Raw genomic sequence first — 16,220 nt, 5'->3', positions numbered from 1 at the left:
GGTCACCTGCCGACCGCGTAGCCCTGCATCATGCGCGGGTTGGCCGCCGCCGACAGCACGCCCGTCTCCGGGTCGCGGGCGACCGCGCACAGCCGTCCCTCCGACCAGGGGCCGGCGACCGTGACGCGGTGACCGCGGCGGCGCAGCCCGGCTGTCACGGTGTCGTCGAAACGGGACTCCAGGACCAGCGATCCCGGGTCCATGAGCCGCGGGTAGAACGACGACGGGAAGCTCTCGGTGTGCCAGTTCGGGGCGTCGATGGCGCCTTGCAGGTCGTAGCCGCCGCGGAACTTCTCGCGCAGGGCGACGGCGAGCAGGAAGTGCAGGCTCCACTGGTCCTGCTGGTCGCCGCCGGGGGTGCCGAAGGCGAGCACCGGGACGCCGTCGCGCAGGGCGAGGGACGGGGTGAGGGTGGTGCGGGGGCGGCGGCCGGGGGTGAGGGAGTTGGGCAGGCCGGGCTCCAGCCAGGTCATCTGGAGCCGGGTGCCGAGCGGGAAGCCGAGGGCGGGGACGACCGGGTTGGACTGGAGCCAGCCGCCGCTGGGCGTCGCCGAGACCATGTTGCCCCAGCGGTCCACGATGTCGAGGTGGCAGGTGTCGCCCCGGGTGGCGCCGTCCCGGGCGACGGTCGGCTCCCCGGCCCCGGCCGCGGTGGTGCCCCGGCGGGCCGGCCCGGTGGCGAGCGCCGGCAGCCGGGGGGTGCGTCCGTCGGGGCGGCCGGGGCGCAGCTCGTACGAGGCGTGCGCGGGGTCGATCAGCGCACGCCGTCCGGCGTTGTACTCGGCCGACAGCAGCGTCCGCAGGGGTACGTCGGCCCCGGCCGCGTCGCCGTACCAGGCCTCGCGGTCGGCCATCGCCAGCTTGGTGCCCTCGACGAGGGTGTGCACGTACTCGGCGCTGGCGTACTCGGTCCCGCTGCCCGGGGTGCCGAAGTCGTCGTCCAGCAGGGCGAGTTGCTGGAGCAGGGCCGGGCCCTGGCTCCAGGGGCCGGCCTTGGCGACGGTCCAGCCGTTCCAGGTGTGGGTGACCGGCTCCTCGTAGTGCGCGGTGTATCCGGCGAGGTCGGCGCCGGTGAGGGTGCCGGTGTGGCGTTCGCCGGAGGTGTCCATGGTGGGGCGGGCGGCGAAGGCGGCCAGTTCCTCGGCGACGAAGCCCTCCCGCCAGACCCGGCGGGCCGCGGCTATCTCCCCCTCCCGGCGCTCGGAGCCGACGGCGCCCGCGGGGACGGCGGCGCGGGCCTCGGCGAGCAGGCGCCGCCAAGTCGCCGCGAGCGCGGGGTTCTTGAGGAGGGCGCCGGGGGCCGGGGGCCGGCCGCCGGGGAGGTAGATCTCGGCGGAGGTGGTCCACTCGGTCTCGAACAGTTCCCGGACCGTCTCGACCGTCGCGCCGACCCGCTCGACCGCCGGATGCCCGTGCTCGGCGTACCCGATGGCGTACTTCAGCACGTCCGCGAGGGACTTGGTGCCGTGGTCGCGCAGCAGGAGCAGCCAGGCGTCGAAGGCGCCGGGCACGGCGGCGGCCAGCGGGCCGGTGCCGGGCACCAGGTCCAGGCCGAGCGAGGTGTAGTGCGCGATGCTCGCGCCGGCCGGCGCGGGTCCTTGCCCGCACAGCACCCGGGGCGCGGACCCGGCGGGCGCGAGGACGACCGGCACCTCGCCCGCCGGGCCGTTCAGATGCGGTTCCACGACGTGCAGCGTGAACGCCGCGGCCACCGCCGCGTCGAAGGCGTTGCCGTCGTCCTCCAGTACGGCCATGGCGGCGGCGGAGGCCAGCCAGTGGGTGGTCGCCGCCATGCCGTGGGTGCCCTGGAGGGTGGGGCGGGTGGTGAACATACGGGTGAGGCTACCCAGCGCCCCGCGGCCCTTACCCCGGTGATCGACTCGGCGTAACCTCTTGCTGCGTACATCTTCTTCACCCAGGGGCCGGGGGAACCGCGTGCAGCACATGTCCACACCACTCGCGAGAACACTGGGGGCGACGGCCCTGGGGTCCGCGGCGGTCGCCTGGCTCGCGGCGGGGTTCCACTTCGTCGGCGCCCCGCGCTGGGACGTCCTGGTGCCGCTGGCACTGGCCGCGGTGTCGGCGCTGGGGTGGCTGCTGGCCTGCCGCGCGGCACCGGCCGTGCGACCGCTGCCGGTGACGGCTCCGCCGAGCGACACCATCCCCGGCAAGCTGGGGCCGATCCGCCGTGACTGGGGGTTCGCGGCGGCGGCCTGGCTGACCGTCTGGGCTCCGTACGTGGCCGGCCGCACCGCCTGGAAGGGCGACGGGTCACCGCTCGGCGCCCTGTACTGCCTGCTCGCCTGGTTCCTCGGGGTGGTGCTGACCCTGTTCGTCATCGGCCTGCTCAAGAACCAGCTCTACCCCGCGCAGCGCATGCTGCGAGCGGACGCCGCCGGGGGCGGTGTGCACGCGGTCCGGGTCCGGTTCGGCACCCCGCTGCGGGGCGTGTACCGCTACCCGACCGGGACCGGCGTCGGCAAGATCGCCGCCTTCGTCACGCACGGCGTCGAGCTGGTACCCGAGAACGGCACCGGAGACGGGCCGGCCGTCCGGCTGCTGGCCATGGAGGGCCACAACTTCCGGATCGCCCTCGGCGACAAGCACCTCACCCACGCCGCCGCCCAACTGGTCGGCCACACCGGATGGTTGTGCTGGCCCACCCGGTGGCGCGACATCGCCGCCACGAACCCCAAGCACAAGGTGCCCGCCGCCTTCGTCTCCGACTCCGGCCATGTGGTGTGGGGCGAGACGGCGGAGGACGGTCACACGCCCTACCTTCGGGGCGGCGCCGCGCCACTGCACGCCACCAGCCCGGCGCGCGCCGCCGACCCGCTGCCCCGGCCGTCCCGGTACTTCCCGAAGACCCACGCCTCGCATCTGCGGATCGCGGCCGTCGGCGCCCTGCTGGCCGTCCCTTACCTCACCGGCGTCGTGTCGTCCTGGCCGGGCATGCTGCTGGGCGTGGCGGCCGGGGCGGCCGGGCTCTTCGCGGGCATGACCATGGACGGTGTGGGCGTGGACAAGGAGCCGTGGACCACGCTGGAGAGTTCGCACCCTTCGCTGCGCTGACGGTCTCCTGACGGAGTGTCAGCGAGGGGCCGGGTTCCGGTGGCCGGCCGCCGCGAGGGCCGCCGCGGCCCGGTCCCGGTGGGTACGGAACCGGCGCAGGTACGACCGTGCCAGGGGGCCCGGCGGGACGCCCCGGGCGAAGGCGCGCATGTTGCGTCCACCGGTGTTGTAGCCCAGGGCGAGCAGCTCGTCGCGGGTGTAGCGGCGCACGTGGTGTGCCGGGAGGCTCCGGTCGAGGTCCTTCAGGTGCAGGGCGGCCACCTCGACGGCGAACTCCGGGTCGGCGCGCAGGTCCTGCCACCGGCCCGGCAGAGCGTGCGCGCGCCGGACCCGTTCGAAGGCCGCGCGGTGCATGTTGGCCAGCCCGAGGGAGGCGCCGGGCTTCCACCACTGCCACAGCCGCTCCAGCAGCGGATGGTGCGGCTTGTACGCCTCGTTGTAGAGGACGGTCATCAGGAGCAGCGGGGACACTCCGGCCGCCGCGGCACCGCGGACGACCGGGGCGGCGTAGTCGGCCGGGTCGTAGCCGCCGGGCCGCAGCGGGGGCGTCGGGGCGCCCCGGTGGCCGGCCGGCCGGGACCGCGGCACCGGCCGGTCCGGCCCCCGCCCGTCCGCCTCTCTCTCGTCCGTACCTCTCTCGTCCGTACCACTCTCGCCCGTCCCTTGGCCGTTCGTCCCATGCCCGTTCATCCGCCCGCACCTCTCCTGGAGCGCCCACCGTCGTGGGATGCGCGTGCCCGGGGGATCGGGAGCCATGCCGGTGACCGGTGGCCGGGCCCGGCGGGCGGCCGTGTCAGGCGCCGGCGGCGGCCGGTGCGGGGGCGGCCGTGCGCCGCAGCGCGGCGACGCCGAACGGTATCGCCAGCAGGGCGAACAGGGCGACGACCAGGACGTAGCCGACCGCGGTGTCGCGCAGCCCCGCGCGCGGCACGATCAGGCCGGCCACCACGGCCGGGACGCTGTTGGCCAGGTAGCAGACGACGTAGACCGAGGCGAAGAGCTGGGCCCGCTTCGCGTGGCCGGCGGTCTGCGCCAGCATCCGGAAGGCGCCGAAGAAGGACAGGCCGAAACCGAACCCGGCGACGACGGCCGCGGCCAGCAGCAGGGGCATCGACGGGACCAGCAGCGCGGGCAGGGTCAGCACGGCGCCGACGACCAGGCCGACGGAGCCGGTCACCATCATCCGCAGCGGCGCCATGGCGCGCAGGGTGACGCAGGCCACCGCGGCGGTCCCGCAGATCAGGGCCACCACGAGGCCGGCCATGACGTGGTTGCCCGTGTGCAGGATGTCGGCCGTCAGCGACGACCCCAGGGAGAGGTACAGGCCGCCGATCGCCCAACTGGCGATGAAGGCGGGCACCGCGATCAGGAAGGCCGCCCGGTCGGCGGACGGAACGGCGACCCGGGGCCGCAGCGAGGCGAGGGTGCCGGGGTGCCGCGGGGAGGTTTCGGGGATCAGCGGCACGGTCGCGGCCAGCAGCACGAAGGCGGCCACCAGCAGCGCGAAGACGACGATGTGCGGGGCGGGCGCGTACTGGGTGAGGACGCCGCCGGCCAGGGCGCCGAGGGCCATGCCGCCGGCGGTGCCGCTGCTGGTCAGCAGCGGGCCGAGCTTGGAGCCCGGATGCTGGAGGTCGATCAGTCCGGCGCTGATGGCGCCGGTGGCGGCACCGGTGGCGAGCCCCTGGAGGGCCCGGCCGACGATCAGCTGGCCGACGCCGCCGGCGGTCATCATCACCGCCATCGCGGCGGCCTCGGCCACCAGCGCGGCCACCAGCACCGGGCGCCGGCCCAGGTGGTCGGAGAGCCCGCCGACCACCAGCAGGGCGGCGAGCAGGGCCACGGCGTAGATCGCGAAGACGACGGTGAGGGCGGTGGCCGACAGGCCCCAGCGGTGCGCGTAGTCGGAGTAGAGCGGGGAGGGCGCGCTGCTGGCCGCCATGAGCGTGAGCTGGGTGAGACCCAGCAGCCAGAAGCCGGCTCCACGGGTCAGGCGCGGGGGACGGACACCGGGTGCCGGAGCCGGCCGAAGAGCGGTGGACATGAGAACTCCAGAGCAACTGTTCCATGATTCTCGAACAGTGAGAGCTTACGCCGCCTCCGCTGAATGTTCCAACAATCTCGAACCCTCTTTGTTCCAGTAGTCTCGAACCATGACTGGATCGACCCGCGAGTTCGCCCATCCCGAGGCCGCCGGACTGGAGCTGACCGGCGTGCTCTTCGCGCTGAGCGATCCGATCCGGCTCGACCTGGTGCGCCGGCTGGCCACCGAGGGCTCGCTGGAGGTCGCGGAGTGCCAGCCCCGCTCCGGCCCACTGCCGAAGTCGACCCTCTCCCACCACCTCAAGACGCTCCGCGAGGCCGGCGTCATCCGCAACGTCCCGAACGGCCGCCACCGCTCGCTCAGCCTGCGCCGGGACGACCTGGACGAACGGTTTCCGGGACTGCTCGACGCGGTGCTGTAGCCGCTCAGGCCGGGCAGGTCGGCTCGTCCTGCGGTGTGGTGGGTGAGGCGTCCGGCTCCGGTGTGGGGCTCGCCGAGTCCGTGGGGCACTGCGGCGGGGACGTCGGGTCGGGGGTCGGTGAGTCGGTGGGGTCCGGTGTGGGAGACGGGTCCGGCGTCGGCGGGGCCGAGGTGTCGGACGGCGAGGGGTCCGGTGGCTGCGAGGCGGTGGGCTCAGTCGCGGACGGTTCGGGGGACGGCGAGGGCGACGCCGGACGGGTCGGTGTCGGGGAGGGAGTGGGCGTGGCGGGGTCGTCGCCGATGACGACGCCGTCCTCGCGGCCCGCACCGCCCCGGCCGCCGCCGACCGGCTCGGTCGCCTGGGTGTCGCCGCCGGCGCCGGGGGTGACCGGGATCACGCCCTTGCCGTCCGGCACGGTGTGCACGCCCCGGCGGTAGAAGTCCAGCCAGTGGCGGACCAGGTCGAGGTAGGCGCGCGAGTTGTTGTAGCTGAGCACGGCCGCGTCGAGGTCGGCCGCGACGCTCAGGTTCCGGTCCCCGGCGCACAGGTAGTGGCCGGCGGCCAGGGCCGCGTCGAAGATGTTGTTCGGGTCGCTGCGGCCGTCGCCGTTGCCGTCCGCGCCCCAGCGGGCCCAGGTCGACGGCAGGAACTGCATCGGGCCCACCGCCCGGTCGTACACCGGGTCGCCGTCGTGCACGCCGTTGTCGCTGTCCAGGATCAGGGCGAAGCCCCGGCCGTCGAGTGCCGGGCCCGTGATGCGGCCCAGCGTGGTGCCGGCGCGGTCGACCGCGCCGCCGCGGGCCTGTCCGGACTCCACCTTGCCGATGGCGGCGAGCAGTTGCCAGGGCAGCCGGCAGCCCGGGTCGGTCCGGGCGACGGACGCCTCCGCGTCCCGGTAGGCGCGCAGCACGGTGCCCGGGATGCCGGACTCGGCGCGGATCCGGGCGGCCTGGGCGACGCGGGGCGCGATGTCCGGGGAGACCAGCGGCGGGAGTTCGGTGTGGTACGAGTCGTCGTCGGGCGGGGCGAGTTCGGCGTAGGGCAGGTCGGCGACCGGGGCGGCGCGGTCGTCGGCGGCCGGGCGGCCGTGCTCCTTCGGGGCGGGTCCGGGGGCCTGGGAGCCGGTGAGCGCCGCGACCGCGGTCACGGCGACGGCGGTGGCCAGCAGCCCCTGTCGGGTCCGGGCGGGCACCCGTCGGGCGCGGTGTCGGGGCATGGGCTGTCACTCCCTGGTGGTGAGGTGCGTACGGGGTCAGCGGCCGAAGGTGTCGATGCCCGAGACCAGCCAGCGGCCGTCGCGCCGCTGGACGTCCACGGCGAGCATCGCGCCCGCGTAGGTCCCGTCGTCGTCGGCCTTCTTGTCACCGGCGGTGCTGACGCTGCTCTGGTCGGCGTAGACCAGGACCCGGGCCCGGTCGCCGTCGATCCGCTCGACGGCGCTGTCGGTGACGGTGGTGGTGATCACCGCCTTCTGCTGGTCGGCCTGGGTGCGGACGGCGGCGAACAGGTCGCGGTGCTGGGCGACGGCCCGGCCCGTCAGCCACTCCTTCGCGGCCTTGTCGAAGGCGGCGGGGTCGGCGTGGTCGTACGAGAACAGCGCGCCGACCGCCTTGCTGGTGGCGCCCTTGATCTCGCTGGTGCGGGCGGTGTCCAAGAGCGCGGTGTTGCGGGCGGCGGGGGTGTCGCGGAGGCTCTCGGCGCGGGCGTGCGCCCAGCCGGCGAAGCCGCCGAGGAGGAGGGTGAGGAGGCAGAGGGCGGCAAGGGGCCGCCGGGAGCCGGGCGACGCCGTGGTGGTACGGGACGAGGGGTGGGTGCGGGTGGGTGGTGGCTGGTCGCGCGGTTCCCCGCGCCCCTTCATGGCGTCGGGGGCGGCCTGTGTGCGCAGCGTCTCGCGGGCCTGGCGGCGGCGGAGGGTGTTGAGGCTGTGGCGGGTGGTCGTCGGCATGGTCTGTGGTCCTCTCCTGCGGCCGGTCAGCCGGCCGACGTGCCGCCGACCGGGGCCTGCCCCAGGGCGCTGAGCTTCCAGTGGCCGCCGGTGCGGGTCAGTTCGCCGAGCATGCGGCTGTCCTTGTCGGTGCTCTCGTCGCCGGGCGCCCGCACCGTCACCCGCAGCGCGACCAGCACCCGGGCCCGGCCGGCCCGGTCGTCGAGTTCGGTGACGGCGCCGGACAGCACCTTGGCCGTGGTGACGGTCTTGGCGCTCTTCACCTGGGCGGCGAACTCCTCGCGTCCCGCGACCAGTTGGTCGTGCAGGTCGCCGGTGGTCGAGGACTCCCAGAGGTCGAGGCCGCGGTCGAGGCCGCGGTGGTCGAGGGTGTTGAGGTTCTGGACGGCCTGTTCCCCGGCGGCGAGGGCGTCGTCGCGCTGCTCGGCATAGGCCACGGTGTCGTCGTGGGCGGCGTCGTACCAGTCCTGGCCGGCCCACGCGGCGAAACCGCCCGCGAGCAGGACGAGGACGAGCGCGAGGGCGGTGACCGGCAGTGTCCGGAGTCCGGCCGCCGCCGCTCTGGTCCCGCGTTTCATGGGTGTTCCCCTCTTCCGCGCCCGCTCAGCGGGTCCTGATGTCGACGATCCACCACTGGTCCCGCTCCCAGCGCGCGGTGACCGTGAGCTGCGCCGCGGCGGCGCTGCTGCCGTCCTTGCCGCGGTCGGAGATCTGGTCGAGGAAGACCAGCAACCGCGCGCTGTCCCCGTCGAGTTCGATCACCCCGGTGCGCACCGCCTGGGTGCTCAGGGTGACGCGCCGCTTCTTGAGGTCCGCGCGCACCCGGTCGATCAGCTCGGTGTACTGGCGGGCCGCGCGTCCGGCGAGGACGGAGCGCGCGGAACGCTCGGTGGCGGCCAGGCCGTCCGGCGTGTACGAGAAGACCCGGGCCAGGGCGTTGCCGACGTCGCCGGCGACGCGGGTGGTCGCCCCGGCGTCGGTCAGCGCGTGGTTCCCGGCGGACGGGGTGGACCTCAACTGGTGGGCGCCGTAGAAGAATCCGCCGCCGGCGAGGACGAGTGCGGCGGCGGTGACGGAGGGGACGAGGCGCCGCCAGAGCGGCTTCCGCTGCCTGCGGTCACCCTCCGCCTCCGCCTTTGCTTCCGCCTCCGCTGTCGCTTCGGATGCCGCCGGGGTGGGTGGGTCTTCGGTGCCGGGCTCCTCGCGGAGGGGTTCGGCCTCCGTCCCGTCGCCCGAGGCGGTGGGGGGGCGCCGGCCGAGGGGCAGCAGCCGTGTCATCGGGTCGTGTCCTCCTGTGCCGTCCGTGCCAGCGGTACCGCGCTCAGTGCCTTGACCTTCCACTCGTCCTCGGCCGTGCGGGCCAGCACGGCCTCCAGCCGTTTGCGGTCCGTGGTCGGCGTCTTCGCGCCGGCCGGTGTGACCTCGACGCGGACGGTGGCGACGAGCTTGGCGGTGCCCGCGCGGGTGTCCAGGGCGGTGAGTGCCGCTTCCGTGACGGTGCCGCGTGCGGAGGCCCCCTTCGCGGGGCGGGTGGCGCCCAGTTCCCGCCGCAGCGGGCCGGTCGAGGCGGCCCGCCAGTCCGCGATGCCGGCCCGGGCCCGCGCCAGGGACGAGGCGTCGAGGGTGTTGAGGACGGCGAGCGTCTCGCGGCCGTCGGCCAGTGCCGCGTCGCGTTCCCGGCCGTAGGCGAGCGAGTCGTCGCCGCGGGCCTGCGCGTACGTCCACGCCCCGGTGCCGCAGAACGCCAGCGCCAGCGCCAGTCCCGTGCCGGCGAGTGTCCGGGCCCGGTTCATCGGCCCGCCGCCGCGCTCGCGTCGAGCAGTCCCGCCAGGCCCTCCGTGCCGGTGCCGCCCGCGTCGGGCAGGGCCAGCGCGCCCGGCAGCGCCGACTCGGCGGAGCGCGACGCGGCCGTCGCGGAACCCGTGCTGCCCGAGGGCAGTGAGCCGGGCTGGGCCGGGGCCGGCAGCGCGCCGCCGCTGGGCGCGTTGGCCGAGCCGCGTACGTTGACGCCGCTGGCGGCCGGCGCCGTACAGGCGGCGTCGGTGTTGAGGGCGGGCGCGGTGCCGAGGTCCAGGCCGGTGCGGTAGCGGGTGCCGCCGTACCCGTCCGTGCAGGGCAGCGGCTTGAAGAAGGTGACGGCCAGGCCGAGGTTCATCTTTCCTCCGTCGACGGCGGTGGCGCCGGCCGAGATGGCCGCCGGGTACTTCACCAGGAGTTCCTCGATGCCGCGCTGCCGGGTGAGAGCCACCTCGGAGGTGGTGACCAGGTTGGCGAGGACCACGCCCAGACTGGGGTCGAGGTCCCGCAGCAGCCCGCTGACCTGGTTCGCGGCGTCCGGCGTGACGGTGAGCAGGCGGCGCAGGTCGGCGTCGGAGCCCTTGAGGGCGGTGGCGAGTTCGGTGGCGCCGTCGGCGAAGCCGCGGATCGCCGCGGCCTCCTCGGCCTGGGTGCGCAGCACCGTCTCGCCGTCGGTGAGCAGCCGGGTGGTGGCGGGCAGGTTGCGGTCGGCGGCCTCGACGAAGGCGCTGCCGCTGTCCAGCAGCGCCTGGAGGTCGTCGCCGTGTCCTTCGAAGGTCTTGCCGAACTCGTCGACGACCGTGCGCAGATCCTCCAGCGGCACCGACCGGGTGAGGTCGTTCACGCTGGTGAGCACGTCGGTGACGGGCGCGGGCACCTCGGTGTCGGGCAGCGCGATCCGGGCGCCGTCCGCCAGGTAGGGACCCGCGTCGCTCTCGGGCCGCAGGTCGATGTACTGCTCGCCGACCGCGGAGAGCCCGGCGACCACGGCCCGGGTGTCGGCCGGGATGCCGGGCGCGGACTTCTTGATGCGCAGTTCGGCGACCACCCCGTCGGCGGTGAGGTCGAGGTCCCCGACCCGGCCCACCGACACCCCCCGGTAGGTGACGTCGGAGTGGGTGAACAGGCCTCCGGTGCGGGGGAGTTCGACGTCCACGGTGTAGTAGTCGGCGACGCCGACATAGCGGCCGAGGTCGGCGTAGCGGATGCCGAGGAAGCCGAGGACGAGGACGGCGATGAGGAGGAACGCGAGATTCTTCAGACGTACCGCGAGGGTGATCATCCCTGCTCACCCCTGTCCCCGGCGTCTCCCGAACCCCCGGTCGGTGTCTGCGCGGAGGGCAGCGGCAGCGGTGCCGACTTCTGCTTCGCCGTGCTGTCCTGCTCGCCCTGCGCCGTGGCGCTGGGCGTGGGCGTGGCGGACGCGGTGCCGGCCGGCACCAGCGGCGGGATCACCTGGGTGCCGGGCTCGGCGGTCATGTTCAGGTACACGTTGAGGTAGTCGCCCTTGACGCCCTTGAGCACCTCGTCGGTGAACGGGTAGGTGAGCAGCACCTGGAGCGAGTCGGGCAGGTCGGTGCCCGCGTCGGCGAGGGCCTTCAGGGTGGGCGCGAGGGCCTTGAGGTCGGCGACCATGTCGTCCTTGCTCGCTTCGATGGTGGAGACGGCGACCCCGGACAGCGTGTCCAGGGAGCGCAGCATGGTCAGCAGGGCGCCGCGCTGTTCGTGCAGGGTCTTCAGGCCGGGGGACAGGTCGCTGAGGACGGTGCGTACGTCGTCGTCGCGGCCGGCCAGGGTCGCGGCGAGCCGGTTGACGCCGTCGAGGGCGTCGGTGATGTCGGCGCGGTGGTCGTCGAGGTCGGCCACCAGTTCCTCGACCCGGCGGAGCATGGAGCGGACCTCGGGCTCGCGGCCGCCGAGCGCCTTGTTGAGTTCCTGGGTGATGGTCTTGAGCTGGGCGACGCCGCCGCCGTTGAGCAGCATGGACAGGGCGCCGAACACCTCCTCGACCTCGGTGTTGCGGCCGGTGCGGGCGACCGGGATGACATCGCCGTCGGCGAGCCGCCCGGCGCCGTCCGCTTCGGCGGGCGCGACGAGCTGGACGTACTTCTCGCCGAGCAGGCTGGACTGTTCCAGGCGGGCGCCGGCGTCGGCGGGCAGGTCGACGGCGCCGTTGATCTCCATGGTGACGCGGGCCGTCCAGTCGTCGCCGTCCAGGCGGATCCGGGTGACCCGGCCGACCGCGACGTCGTTGACCTTGACGGCGGCCTGCGGCACCAGGCTGAGGACGTCGTCCAGTTCGGCGGTGACGGTGTACGGGTGGGAGCCGAGGTCGGCGCCGCCGGGCAGCGGCAGGTCCTCGATGCCGTCGAAGCGCGGCGCGGTCACCGAGAACGCGCCGAGGGCGAGGGCGAAGCCCAGGCCGAGGGCGAGCAGGCCGCCGAGCCCGGCGCCGGCGGCGGCCCCGGTGGTCAGCGCGCCGCGCCGGACCGGGCCGGGCCGGCGCATCACCGCTCCCCCGCTTCGGAGGTCGCGGCGCCGCCGGTGGCGGGCAGCGGCAGCAGCGGGCCGCCCATGCTGATCTCGTTGAGGTTGGCGCGGCCGTCCAGCAGGCCGGTGTCGGGGTCGTAGGCGCCGACGAGGTTGTCCGCGGCCAGCGGGGCGACGTCCAGCGCCTCGGCCAGTGCGGCGCGCTGGTCGACCAGGGTCTGGGTGAGCGGCACCAGTTTGTCGACGTTCTTCTTCAGCTCGCCCCGGTTGTCCTCGATGAAGGTCTTCACCCGGGCCAGGGCGGTGCCGAGTTCGTCCAGCGCGCCGGCCAGGTCGTCCTTGTTGTCGGCGAAGTAGCCGACGACCGTGTCCAGGCGTTCCTGTGCGGTGCGGACGTCGGTGTCGTTGTCCTTCAGCATGGTGGTGAAGGTCTGGAGCCGGCTGAGGGTGGCGAACAGGTCGTCGCTGGAGCCGTCGAGGGTCTTGGCGGCCTTGCCGAACTCCTCGATGCTCTCGCCGATGGCCGCGCCGTTGCCGTCGAGGTTGGCGGCGCCGGTCGTCAGCAGGTCGGACAGGGCGCCGGCGGAGTTGGCGCCGTCCGGGCCCAGCGCCTCGCTGAGGTCGGTGAGCGAGGCGTAGAGCTGGTCGATCTCGACCGGGGTGCGGTTGCGGGAGGCGGGCAGTACGGCGCCGTCGGCGAGCGCCGGTCCGGAGCTGTAGGCCGGGGTGAGCTGGACGTACCGGTCGGCGACCACGCTGGGTGCGACGACCAGGGCGCGCGCCGACTTCGGGACCCGTACGCCGTCGTCGAGCGCCAGCTCGACCCGGACCCGGGTGCCCTGCGGGTGGACGGACTCCACCTCGCCGACCCGGACGCCGAGGATGCGCAGGTCGGAGCCGGCGTAGATGCCGACGGCGCGGTCGAAGTACGCGGTCAGGCGGGTGCCGGCGGAGTCGAGGGCGCGGGCGGTGGCCAGGCCGGCGGCGACCACCACCAGCGCGAGGGCCACGGCGAGAAGTTGTCGGCGCCTGGGCATCACTCACCACTCCCCTGGGCCGTCCCGGACTGCTTGGGCGGCATGCAGGACTTCTCGGGCTGGGACGTGGCGGGCAGGTAGTCCCGCGGCACGACCCCGCACAGGTAGCTGTCGAACCAGCGGCCGCTGCCCACGGTGTTGCCGAGCAGCCGGTAGTAGGGGCCGACCAGGGCGAGGGTCCGGTCCAACTGGGTGCTGTTCCGCTCCAGGACGGTGGTGACCCGGCCGAGCGCCGTCAGGGTGGGGCCGAGCTGTTTCTCGTTGTCCGCCACCAGGCCGGTCAGCTGGGCGCCGAGGTCGCGGCTGCCCTTGAGCAGGGCGGTGATGGCGTCCCGCCGGTCCTGGAGTTCGCCGAGCAGCGGTCCGGCGTCCTCGATGAGGGTCTCGAAGCTGGACTTCTTGTCCTTCAGGGTCTGTGTCAACTGGGCGCTGCCGTCCAAGAGTTCGGCCAGTTCGCGGTCGCGCTTGGAGACGGAGCGGGACAGGTCGGACAGTCCGGTGGCGGCCTGGCGGACGTGCGGCGGGGAGTCCGCGAAGGTCTCGGAGATGGTCTCGAAGCTCTCGGCGAGCCGCTGGGTGTCGATGTCGTCGACGGTGGAACTGAGGTCCTGGAAGGCTTGGGTGACGTCGTACGGGGAGGTGGTCCGGGTCCGCGGGATGCGGTGGCCGGGGTCCTGTTCCCCCGCGCCGAGCGGGTCCAGCGCCAGGTACTTGTCGCCGAGCAGGGTCTTGATGGCGATGGCCGCGGTGGTGCGGTCGCCGATCCAGGCGTCCTCGACCTCGAACGTGACCTTGACCCGGTCGCCGTCCAGGGCGACCCCGGTGATCTCGCCGACCTTGACGCCGGCCACCCGCACCTCGTCGCCGTCGTCGAGTCCGGCGGCCTCGGTGAAGTCGGCGGTGTAGGTGGTGCCGCCGCCGGTCAGGGAGAACCGGTCGGCGTGGTAGGCGAGGACGGTGAGCAGGGCGAGCAGCACCAGGCCGACCAGGGCCACGGTGACCGGGTTGCGTTCCTTGACCGGCTTCAGCCGCGGCCGGCGGGGGCGGCGGGGCGGTGCGGGGACGGGGGTGGGTGGCTGGTCGGGCCGCAGCAGCAGGGTCATGCGCCGCACCTCGCTTCGGTGACCGCGATGCCGGTGGGCGGCTCGGCGCCGGTGGAGGTGGTGACGCCGTCCACCCGGGCCTCGCAGAGATAGAGGTTGAACCAGGAGCCGTAGGAGGAGAGCCGGCCGAGCGCGGTCAGCTTGGCGGGGGTGTTGGCGAGGAAGTCCTCGATCTGGCCGGTGGCGCCGGCGAGGTTGCCGGAGAGCCGGCCCAGTTCGTGGATGTCCTGCTTGAGCGGCGCCCGCCCGTCCTCGAGGAGTCCGGCGGTCACCGTGGTGAGGTCGCCCATGGCGGCGACCGCCTCGCCGAGTGGCTCCCGGTCGTCGTTGAAGCCGGTGACCAGCTTCTGGAGGGTGTCGACGAGGGTGTCGAAGTCGGCCTCGCGGTCGTTGAGGGTGCCCAGCACCGTGTTGAGGTTCCTCACCACCTCGCCGATCACCTGGTCCTTGGCGGCCACCGTCGAGCTGAGCGAGCCGATGTGGGTGATGAGGCTGTCGACGGTGCCGCCCTCGCCCTGGAGCACCTGCACGATGGAGCCGGCCAGTTCGTTGACGTCTTTCGGGGAGAGCCCTTCGAACAGCGGCTTGAAGCCGTTGAAGAGCAGGGTGAGGTCGAGGGCGGGGGCGGTGCGGTCCAGTCCGATGGTGTCGCCGCTGTCGAGGGTGCCGGTGAGGTCGCCGCTGCCCCGGTCCAGGGCGATGTAGCGCTGGCCGACCATGTTGAGGTACTTCACGGCGGCGGTGGTCGAGCGGGGCAGGGTGCGGTCGTCGCGGACGGTGAAGGTGACCTGGGCGGTGCGCCGGTCGACCACGCGGACGTCGGTGACCTCGCCGACCTCGACCCCGGAGATACGCACACTGTCGCCGTCGGTGAGTCCGGTGACGTCGGTGAAGAGCGCCCGGTAGGAGGCCCGGTCGTCGTCGCCGACGCCGGTGCCCGCGACGCTCACCCCGAGGATCGTGGTGGCCAGCGCGGTCACCAGCAGGAAGGCGAGGGACTTGAGCACCGGGCCGGTCAGCGGGCGGCGCCGGGTGGCGTGGGTGCTGCGCCGAGAACTCATCGCAGGGTCACCTCCGTGCCGCGCAGCGCCGGGCCGACCAGCAGGCTGCTCCACTCCGGGAGGTCGGTGGCGGCCTGGCCGGCGGCCGGCGCGAGCAGTTCGTTCACCAGGTCGTTCTCCTGCGGGGAGTTGGCCGGGCCGAGGTCCTGCCCGGCCGCCGCGGGCACCTGTACGGCCGGTTTCGCGGCCACCCCGAGGTAGGGCACCGGGTAGCAGCGGGGGCCGCCGCCGGCGTCGTAGGAGGGGGTGTCGGTGCCGGGGCGGTAGGCGCCGCGGGAGGGCACGGTGGTGACGTCGACCCGCAGGCCGGGCCGGTCGGTGCCCTTGCCGAGCGCCTGGTCCATGGCCGGGACGAAGTCGGCGAGGGTGCGCAGGGTGCAGGGGAAGGCGGCGGAGTACTCGGCGAGCAGGTCGAGGGTGGGGCGGGAGGCGGCGGAGAGGCGGATGATGTTGTCCTCGTTCTGCCGCAGGAAGGCGGTCAGGTCCTCGGCCGTCCGGGTGGTGGCGCCCAGCGTGCCGGCCAGCTCGCTCTCCTTCTCGGCCAGTGTGCCGCTGGTGGTGGTGAAGTCGGTGAGGGCGGTGAGGATGTCGGGGGCGGCGTCGGCGTAGACCTGGCTGACCTTCACCAGCTCTTTCAAGTCCCGGTTGAGTGTGGGCAGTTGGGGGTTGAACTTCTTCAGGTGGTCGTCGAGGAGGGTGAGGGTGTCGCCCAGTTGGTCGCCGCGTCCGGCGAGTGCCTGGGAGACGGCGGAGAGGGTGGCGGAGAGTTTCTGCGGCTGGACGGCGGTGAGCATCGGCAGCACGTTGTCGAGGACCTGCTGGAGTTCGACGGCGCTGGCGGAGCGGTCCTGCGGGATGACGGCGCCGGCCGCCAGCGGCTCGGCGGAGGGCGACGCGGGCGGTACGAGGGCCACGAACCGCTCGCCGAACAGCGTGGTCGGCAGCATCTGGGCGCGTACGTCGGCCGGGATGCCGGCGCGGGCGCCGGGCTTCAGGGCCAGGGTGAGCCGGGCGCCGTCGGCGGTGGCGTCGATGGCGCGGACCTCGCCGACGACGACACCGCGCAGCTTGACCTCGGCGCCCAGGTGCATCTCGTTGCCGACGCCGGCGGTCTCCACGGTGACCGGGTCGGAGTCGGTGAACTGCTTGTCGTAGACGGCGACGGCCAGCCACACCAGCAGGACGGGCACCACCAGGAAGACCACCCCGGCCAGCCGGCGGCGCACTGTCGCGCCTCGCGATCCGCTCAT

General features: G+C 74.1%; 16 protein-coding genes. 2 read left to right on the top strand and 14 right to left on the bottom strand.

Going from position 1 to position 16,220, the window contains the following annotated elements; translation table 11 throughout:
• Positions 1-2: 2 nt before the first annotated feature.
• Positions 3-1,832, bottom strand: coding sequence for a gamma-glutamyltransferase family protein (locus ACTT8P_RS08275; protein ID WP_442830880.1), 1,830 nt, complete (start codon positions 1,830-1,832; stop codon positions 3-5).
• Between the two features lie 112 nt (positions 1,833-1,944).
• Between ACTT8P_RS08275 and ACTT8P_RS08270 the strand changes: the two genes are divergently transcribed.
• Positions 1,945-3,072, top strand: a complete 1,128-nt coding sequence (locus ACTT8P_RS08270) for a hypothetical protein (RefSeq protein WP_442830879.1) — start codon at positions 1,945-1,947, stop codon at positions 3,070-3,072.
• An 18-nt stretch (positions 3,073-3,090) separates the two neighbouring features.
• On the opposite strand, the gene ACTT8P_RS08265 is transcribed toward ACTT8P_RS08270, so the two are convergent.
• Positions 3,091-3,660, bottom strand: a complete 570-nt coding sequence (locus tag ACTT8P_RS08265; RefSeq protein WP_442830878.1) for a lytic transglycosylase domain-containing protein — start codon at positions 3,658-3,660, stop codon at positions 3,091-3,093.
• Positions 3,661-3,865: 205 nt separating this feature from the next.
• The gene (locus ACTT8P_RS08260) at positions 3,866-5,116 is read right to left on the bottom strand and encodes an MFS transporter (RefSeq protein WP_442830877.1); all 1,251 of its coding nucleotides are present in this window, start codon (positions 5,114-5,116) and stop codon (positions 3,866-3,868) included.
• 109 nt (positions 5,117-5,225) lie between these two features.
• Between ACTT8P_RS08260 and ACTT8P_RS08255 the strand changes: the two genes are divergently transcribed.
• Positions 5,226-5,537 carry an ArsR/SmtB family transcription factor gene (locus ACTT8P_RS08255; RefSeq protein WP_442830876.1) on the top strand — a complete coding sequence of 104 codons (312 nt, stop codon included), beginning with the start codon at positions 5,226-5,228 and terminating at the stop codon, positions 5,535-5,537.
• Between the two features lie 4 nt (positions 5,538-5,541).
• On the opposite strand, the gene ACTT8P_RS08250 is transcribed toward ACTT8P_RS08255, so the two are convergent.
• From ACTT8P_RS08250 to ACTT8P_RS08200, 11 genes are read right to left on the bottom strand one after another with little or no spacing between them, the layout of a single operon-like run.
• Positions 5,542-6,753: a lytic transglycosylase domain-containing protein gene (locus ACTT8P_RS08250; protein ID WP_442830875.1), complete on the bottom strand. Its 1,212-nt coding sequence runs from the start codon at positions 6,751-6,753 to the stop codon at positions 5,542-5,544.
• Between the two features lie 36 nt (positions 6,754-6,789).
• A complete protein-coding gene (locus ACTT8P_RS08245) occupies positions 6,790-7,482 on the bottom strand; it encodes a hypothetical protein (protein ID WP_442830874.1) in 693 nt (230 codons plus the stop codon).
• Positions 7,483-7,508: 26 nt separating this feature from the next.
• Positions 7,509-8,060 (bottom strand): hypothetical protein, encoded by a 552-nt coding sequence (locus tag ACTT8P_RS08240; protein WP_442830873.1) that lies wholly within the window; start codon positions 8,058-8,060, stop codon positions 7,509-7,511.
• Positions 8,061-8,085: 25 nt separating this feature from the next.
• Positions 8,086-8,760 (bottom strand): hypothetical protein, encoded by a 675-nt coding sequence (locus tag ACTT8P_RS08235; RefSeq protein ID WP_442830872.1) that lies wholly within the window; start codon positions 8,758-8,760, stop codon positions 8,086-8,088.
• Positions 8,757-9,275, bottom strand: a complete 519-nt coding sequence (locus tag ACTT8P_RS08230) for a hypothetical protein (RefSeq protein WP_442830871.1) — start codon at positions 9,273-9,275, stop codon at positions 8,757-8,759. Before ACTT8P_RS08230 ends, ACTT8P_RS08235 begins: the two co-directional genes overlap by 4 nt.
• Positions 9,272-10,561, bottom strand: a complete 1,290-nt coding sequence (locus ACTT8P_RS08225) for an MCE family protein (protein ID WP_442830870.1) — start codon at positions 10,559-10,561, stop codon at positions 9,272-9,274. Before ACTT8P_RS08225 ends, ACTT8P_RS08230 begins: the two co-directional genes overlap by 4 nt.
• Positions 10,558-11,787: an MCE family protein gene (locus ACTT8P_RS08220; protein ID WP_442830869.1), complete on the bottom strand. Its 1,230-nt coding sequence runs from the start codon at positions 11,785-11,787 to the stop codon at positions 10,558-10,560. The genes ACTT8P_RS08225 and ACTT8P_RS08220 overlap by 4 nt, the downstream gene beginning before the upstream one ends.
• Entirely contained in the window at positions 11,787-12,806 is a 1,020-nt protein-coding gene (locus tag ACTT8P_RS08215; RefSeq protein ID WP_442830868.1) for an MCE family protein, read from the bottom strand. Before ACTT8P_RS08215 ends, ACTT8P_RS08220 begins: the two co-directional genes overlap by 1 nt.
• A complete protein-coding gene (locus tag ACTT8P_RS08210) occupies positions 12,806-13,909 on the bottom strand; it encodes an MCE family protein (RefSeq protein WP_442830867.1) in 1,104 nt (367 codons plus the stop codon). The genes ACTT8P_RS08215 and ACTT8P_RS08210 overlap by 1 nt, the downstream gene beginning before the upstream one ends.
• Positions 13,906-14,970: an MCE family protein gene (locus ACTT8P_RS08205; RefSeq protein ID WP_442830866.1), complete on the bottom strand. Its 1,065-nt coding sequence runs from the start codon at positions 14,968-14,970 to the stop codon at positions 13,906-13,908. Before ACTT8P_RS08205 ends, ACTT8P_RS08210 begins: the two co-directional genes overlap by 4 nt.
• Entirely contained in the window at positions 14,967-16,220 is a 1,254-nt protein-coding gene (locus ACTT8P_RS08200; RefSeq protein ID WP_442830865.1) for an MCE family protein, read from the bottom strand. The genes ACTT8P_RS08205 and ACTT8P_RS08200 overlap by 4 nt, the downstream gene beginning before the upstream one ends.

It is taken from the genome of Streptomyces sp. JW3 (assembly GCF_052216785.1).
Classification (GTDB): Bacteria; Actinomycetota; Actinomycetes; order Streptomycetales; family Streptomycetaceae; genus Streptomyces.
Note: the sequence above shows the minus strand (reverse complement) of the source record. Positions and strands in the feature narration are given on the sequence as shown.

Bases quoted from the DNA above. Each gene is read 5' to 3' on its own strand.
- ACTT8P_RS08235 (WP_442830872.1), bottom strand. From the start codon at position 8,760: ATGACACGGCTGCTGCCCCTCGGCCGGCGCCCCCCCACCGCCTCGGGC.
- ACTT8P_RS08220 (WP_442830869.1), bottom strand. From the start codon at position 11,787: ATGCGCCGGCCCGGCCCGGTCCGGCGCGGCGCGCTGACCACCGGGGCC.
- ACTT8P_RS08275 (WP_442830880.1), bottom strand. From the start codon at position 1,832: ATGTTCACCACCCGCCCCACCCTCCAGGGCACCCACGGCATGGCGGCG.
- ACTT8P_RS08260 (WP_442830877.1), bottom strand. From the start codon at position 5,116: ATGTCCACCGCTCTTCGGCCGGCTCCGGCACCCGGTGTCCGTCCCCCG.
- ACTT8P_RS08245 (WP_442830874.1), bottom strand. From the start codon at position 7,482: ATGCCGACGACCACCCGCCACAGCCTCAACACCCTCCGCCGCCGCCAG.
- ACTT8P_RS08200 (WP_442830865.1), bottom strand. From the start codon at position 16,220: ATGAGCGGATCGCGAGGCGCGACAGTGCGCCGCCGGCTGGCCGGGGTG.
- ACTT8P_RS08205 (WP_442830866.1), bottom strand. From the start codon at position 14,970: ATGAGTTCTCGGCGCAGCACCCACGCCACCCGGCGCCGCCCGCTGACC.
- ACTT8P_RS08250 (WP_442830875.1), bottom strand. From the start codon at position 6,753: ATGCCCCGACACCGCGCCCGACGGGTGCCCGCCCGGACCCGACAGGGG.
- ACTT8P_RS08230 (WP_442830871.1), bottom strand. From the start codon at position 9,275: ATGAACCGGGCCCGGACACTCGCCGGCACGGGACTGGCGCTGGCGCTG.
- ACTT8P_RS08225 (WP_442830870.1), bottom strand. From the start codon at position 10,561: ATGATCACCCTCGCGGTACGTCTGAAGAATCTCGCGTTCCTCCTCATC.
- ACTT8P_RS08255 (WP_442830876.1), top strand. From the start codon at position 5,226: ATGACTGGATCGACCCGCGAGTTCGCCCATCCCGAGGCCGCCGGACTG.
- ACTT8P_RS08240 (WP_442830873.1), bottom strand. From the start codon at position 8,060: ATGAAACGCGGGACCAGAGCGGCGGCGGCCGGACTCCGGACACTGCCG.
- ACTT8P_RS08210 (WP_442830867.1), bottom strand. From the start codon at position 13,909: ATGACCCTGCTGCTGCGGCCCGACCAGCCACCCACCCCCGTCCCCGCA.
- ACTT8P_RS08215 (WP_442830868.1), bottom strand. From the start codon at position 12,806: ATGCCCAGGCGCCGACAACTTCTCGCCGTGGCCCTCGCGCTGGTGGTG.
- ACTT8P_RS08270 (WP_442830879.1), top strand. From the start codon at position 1,945: ATGTCCACACCACTCGCGAGAACACTGGGGGCGACGGCCCTGGGGTCC.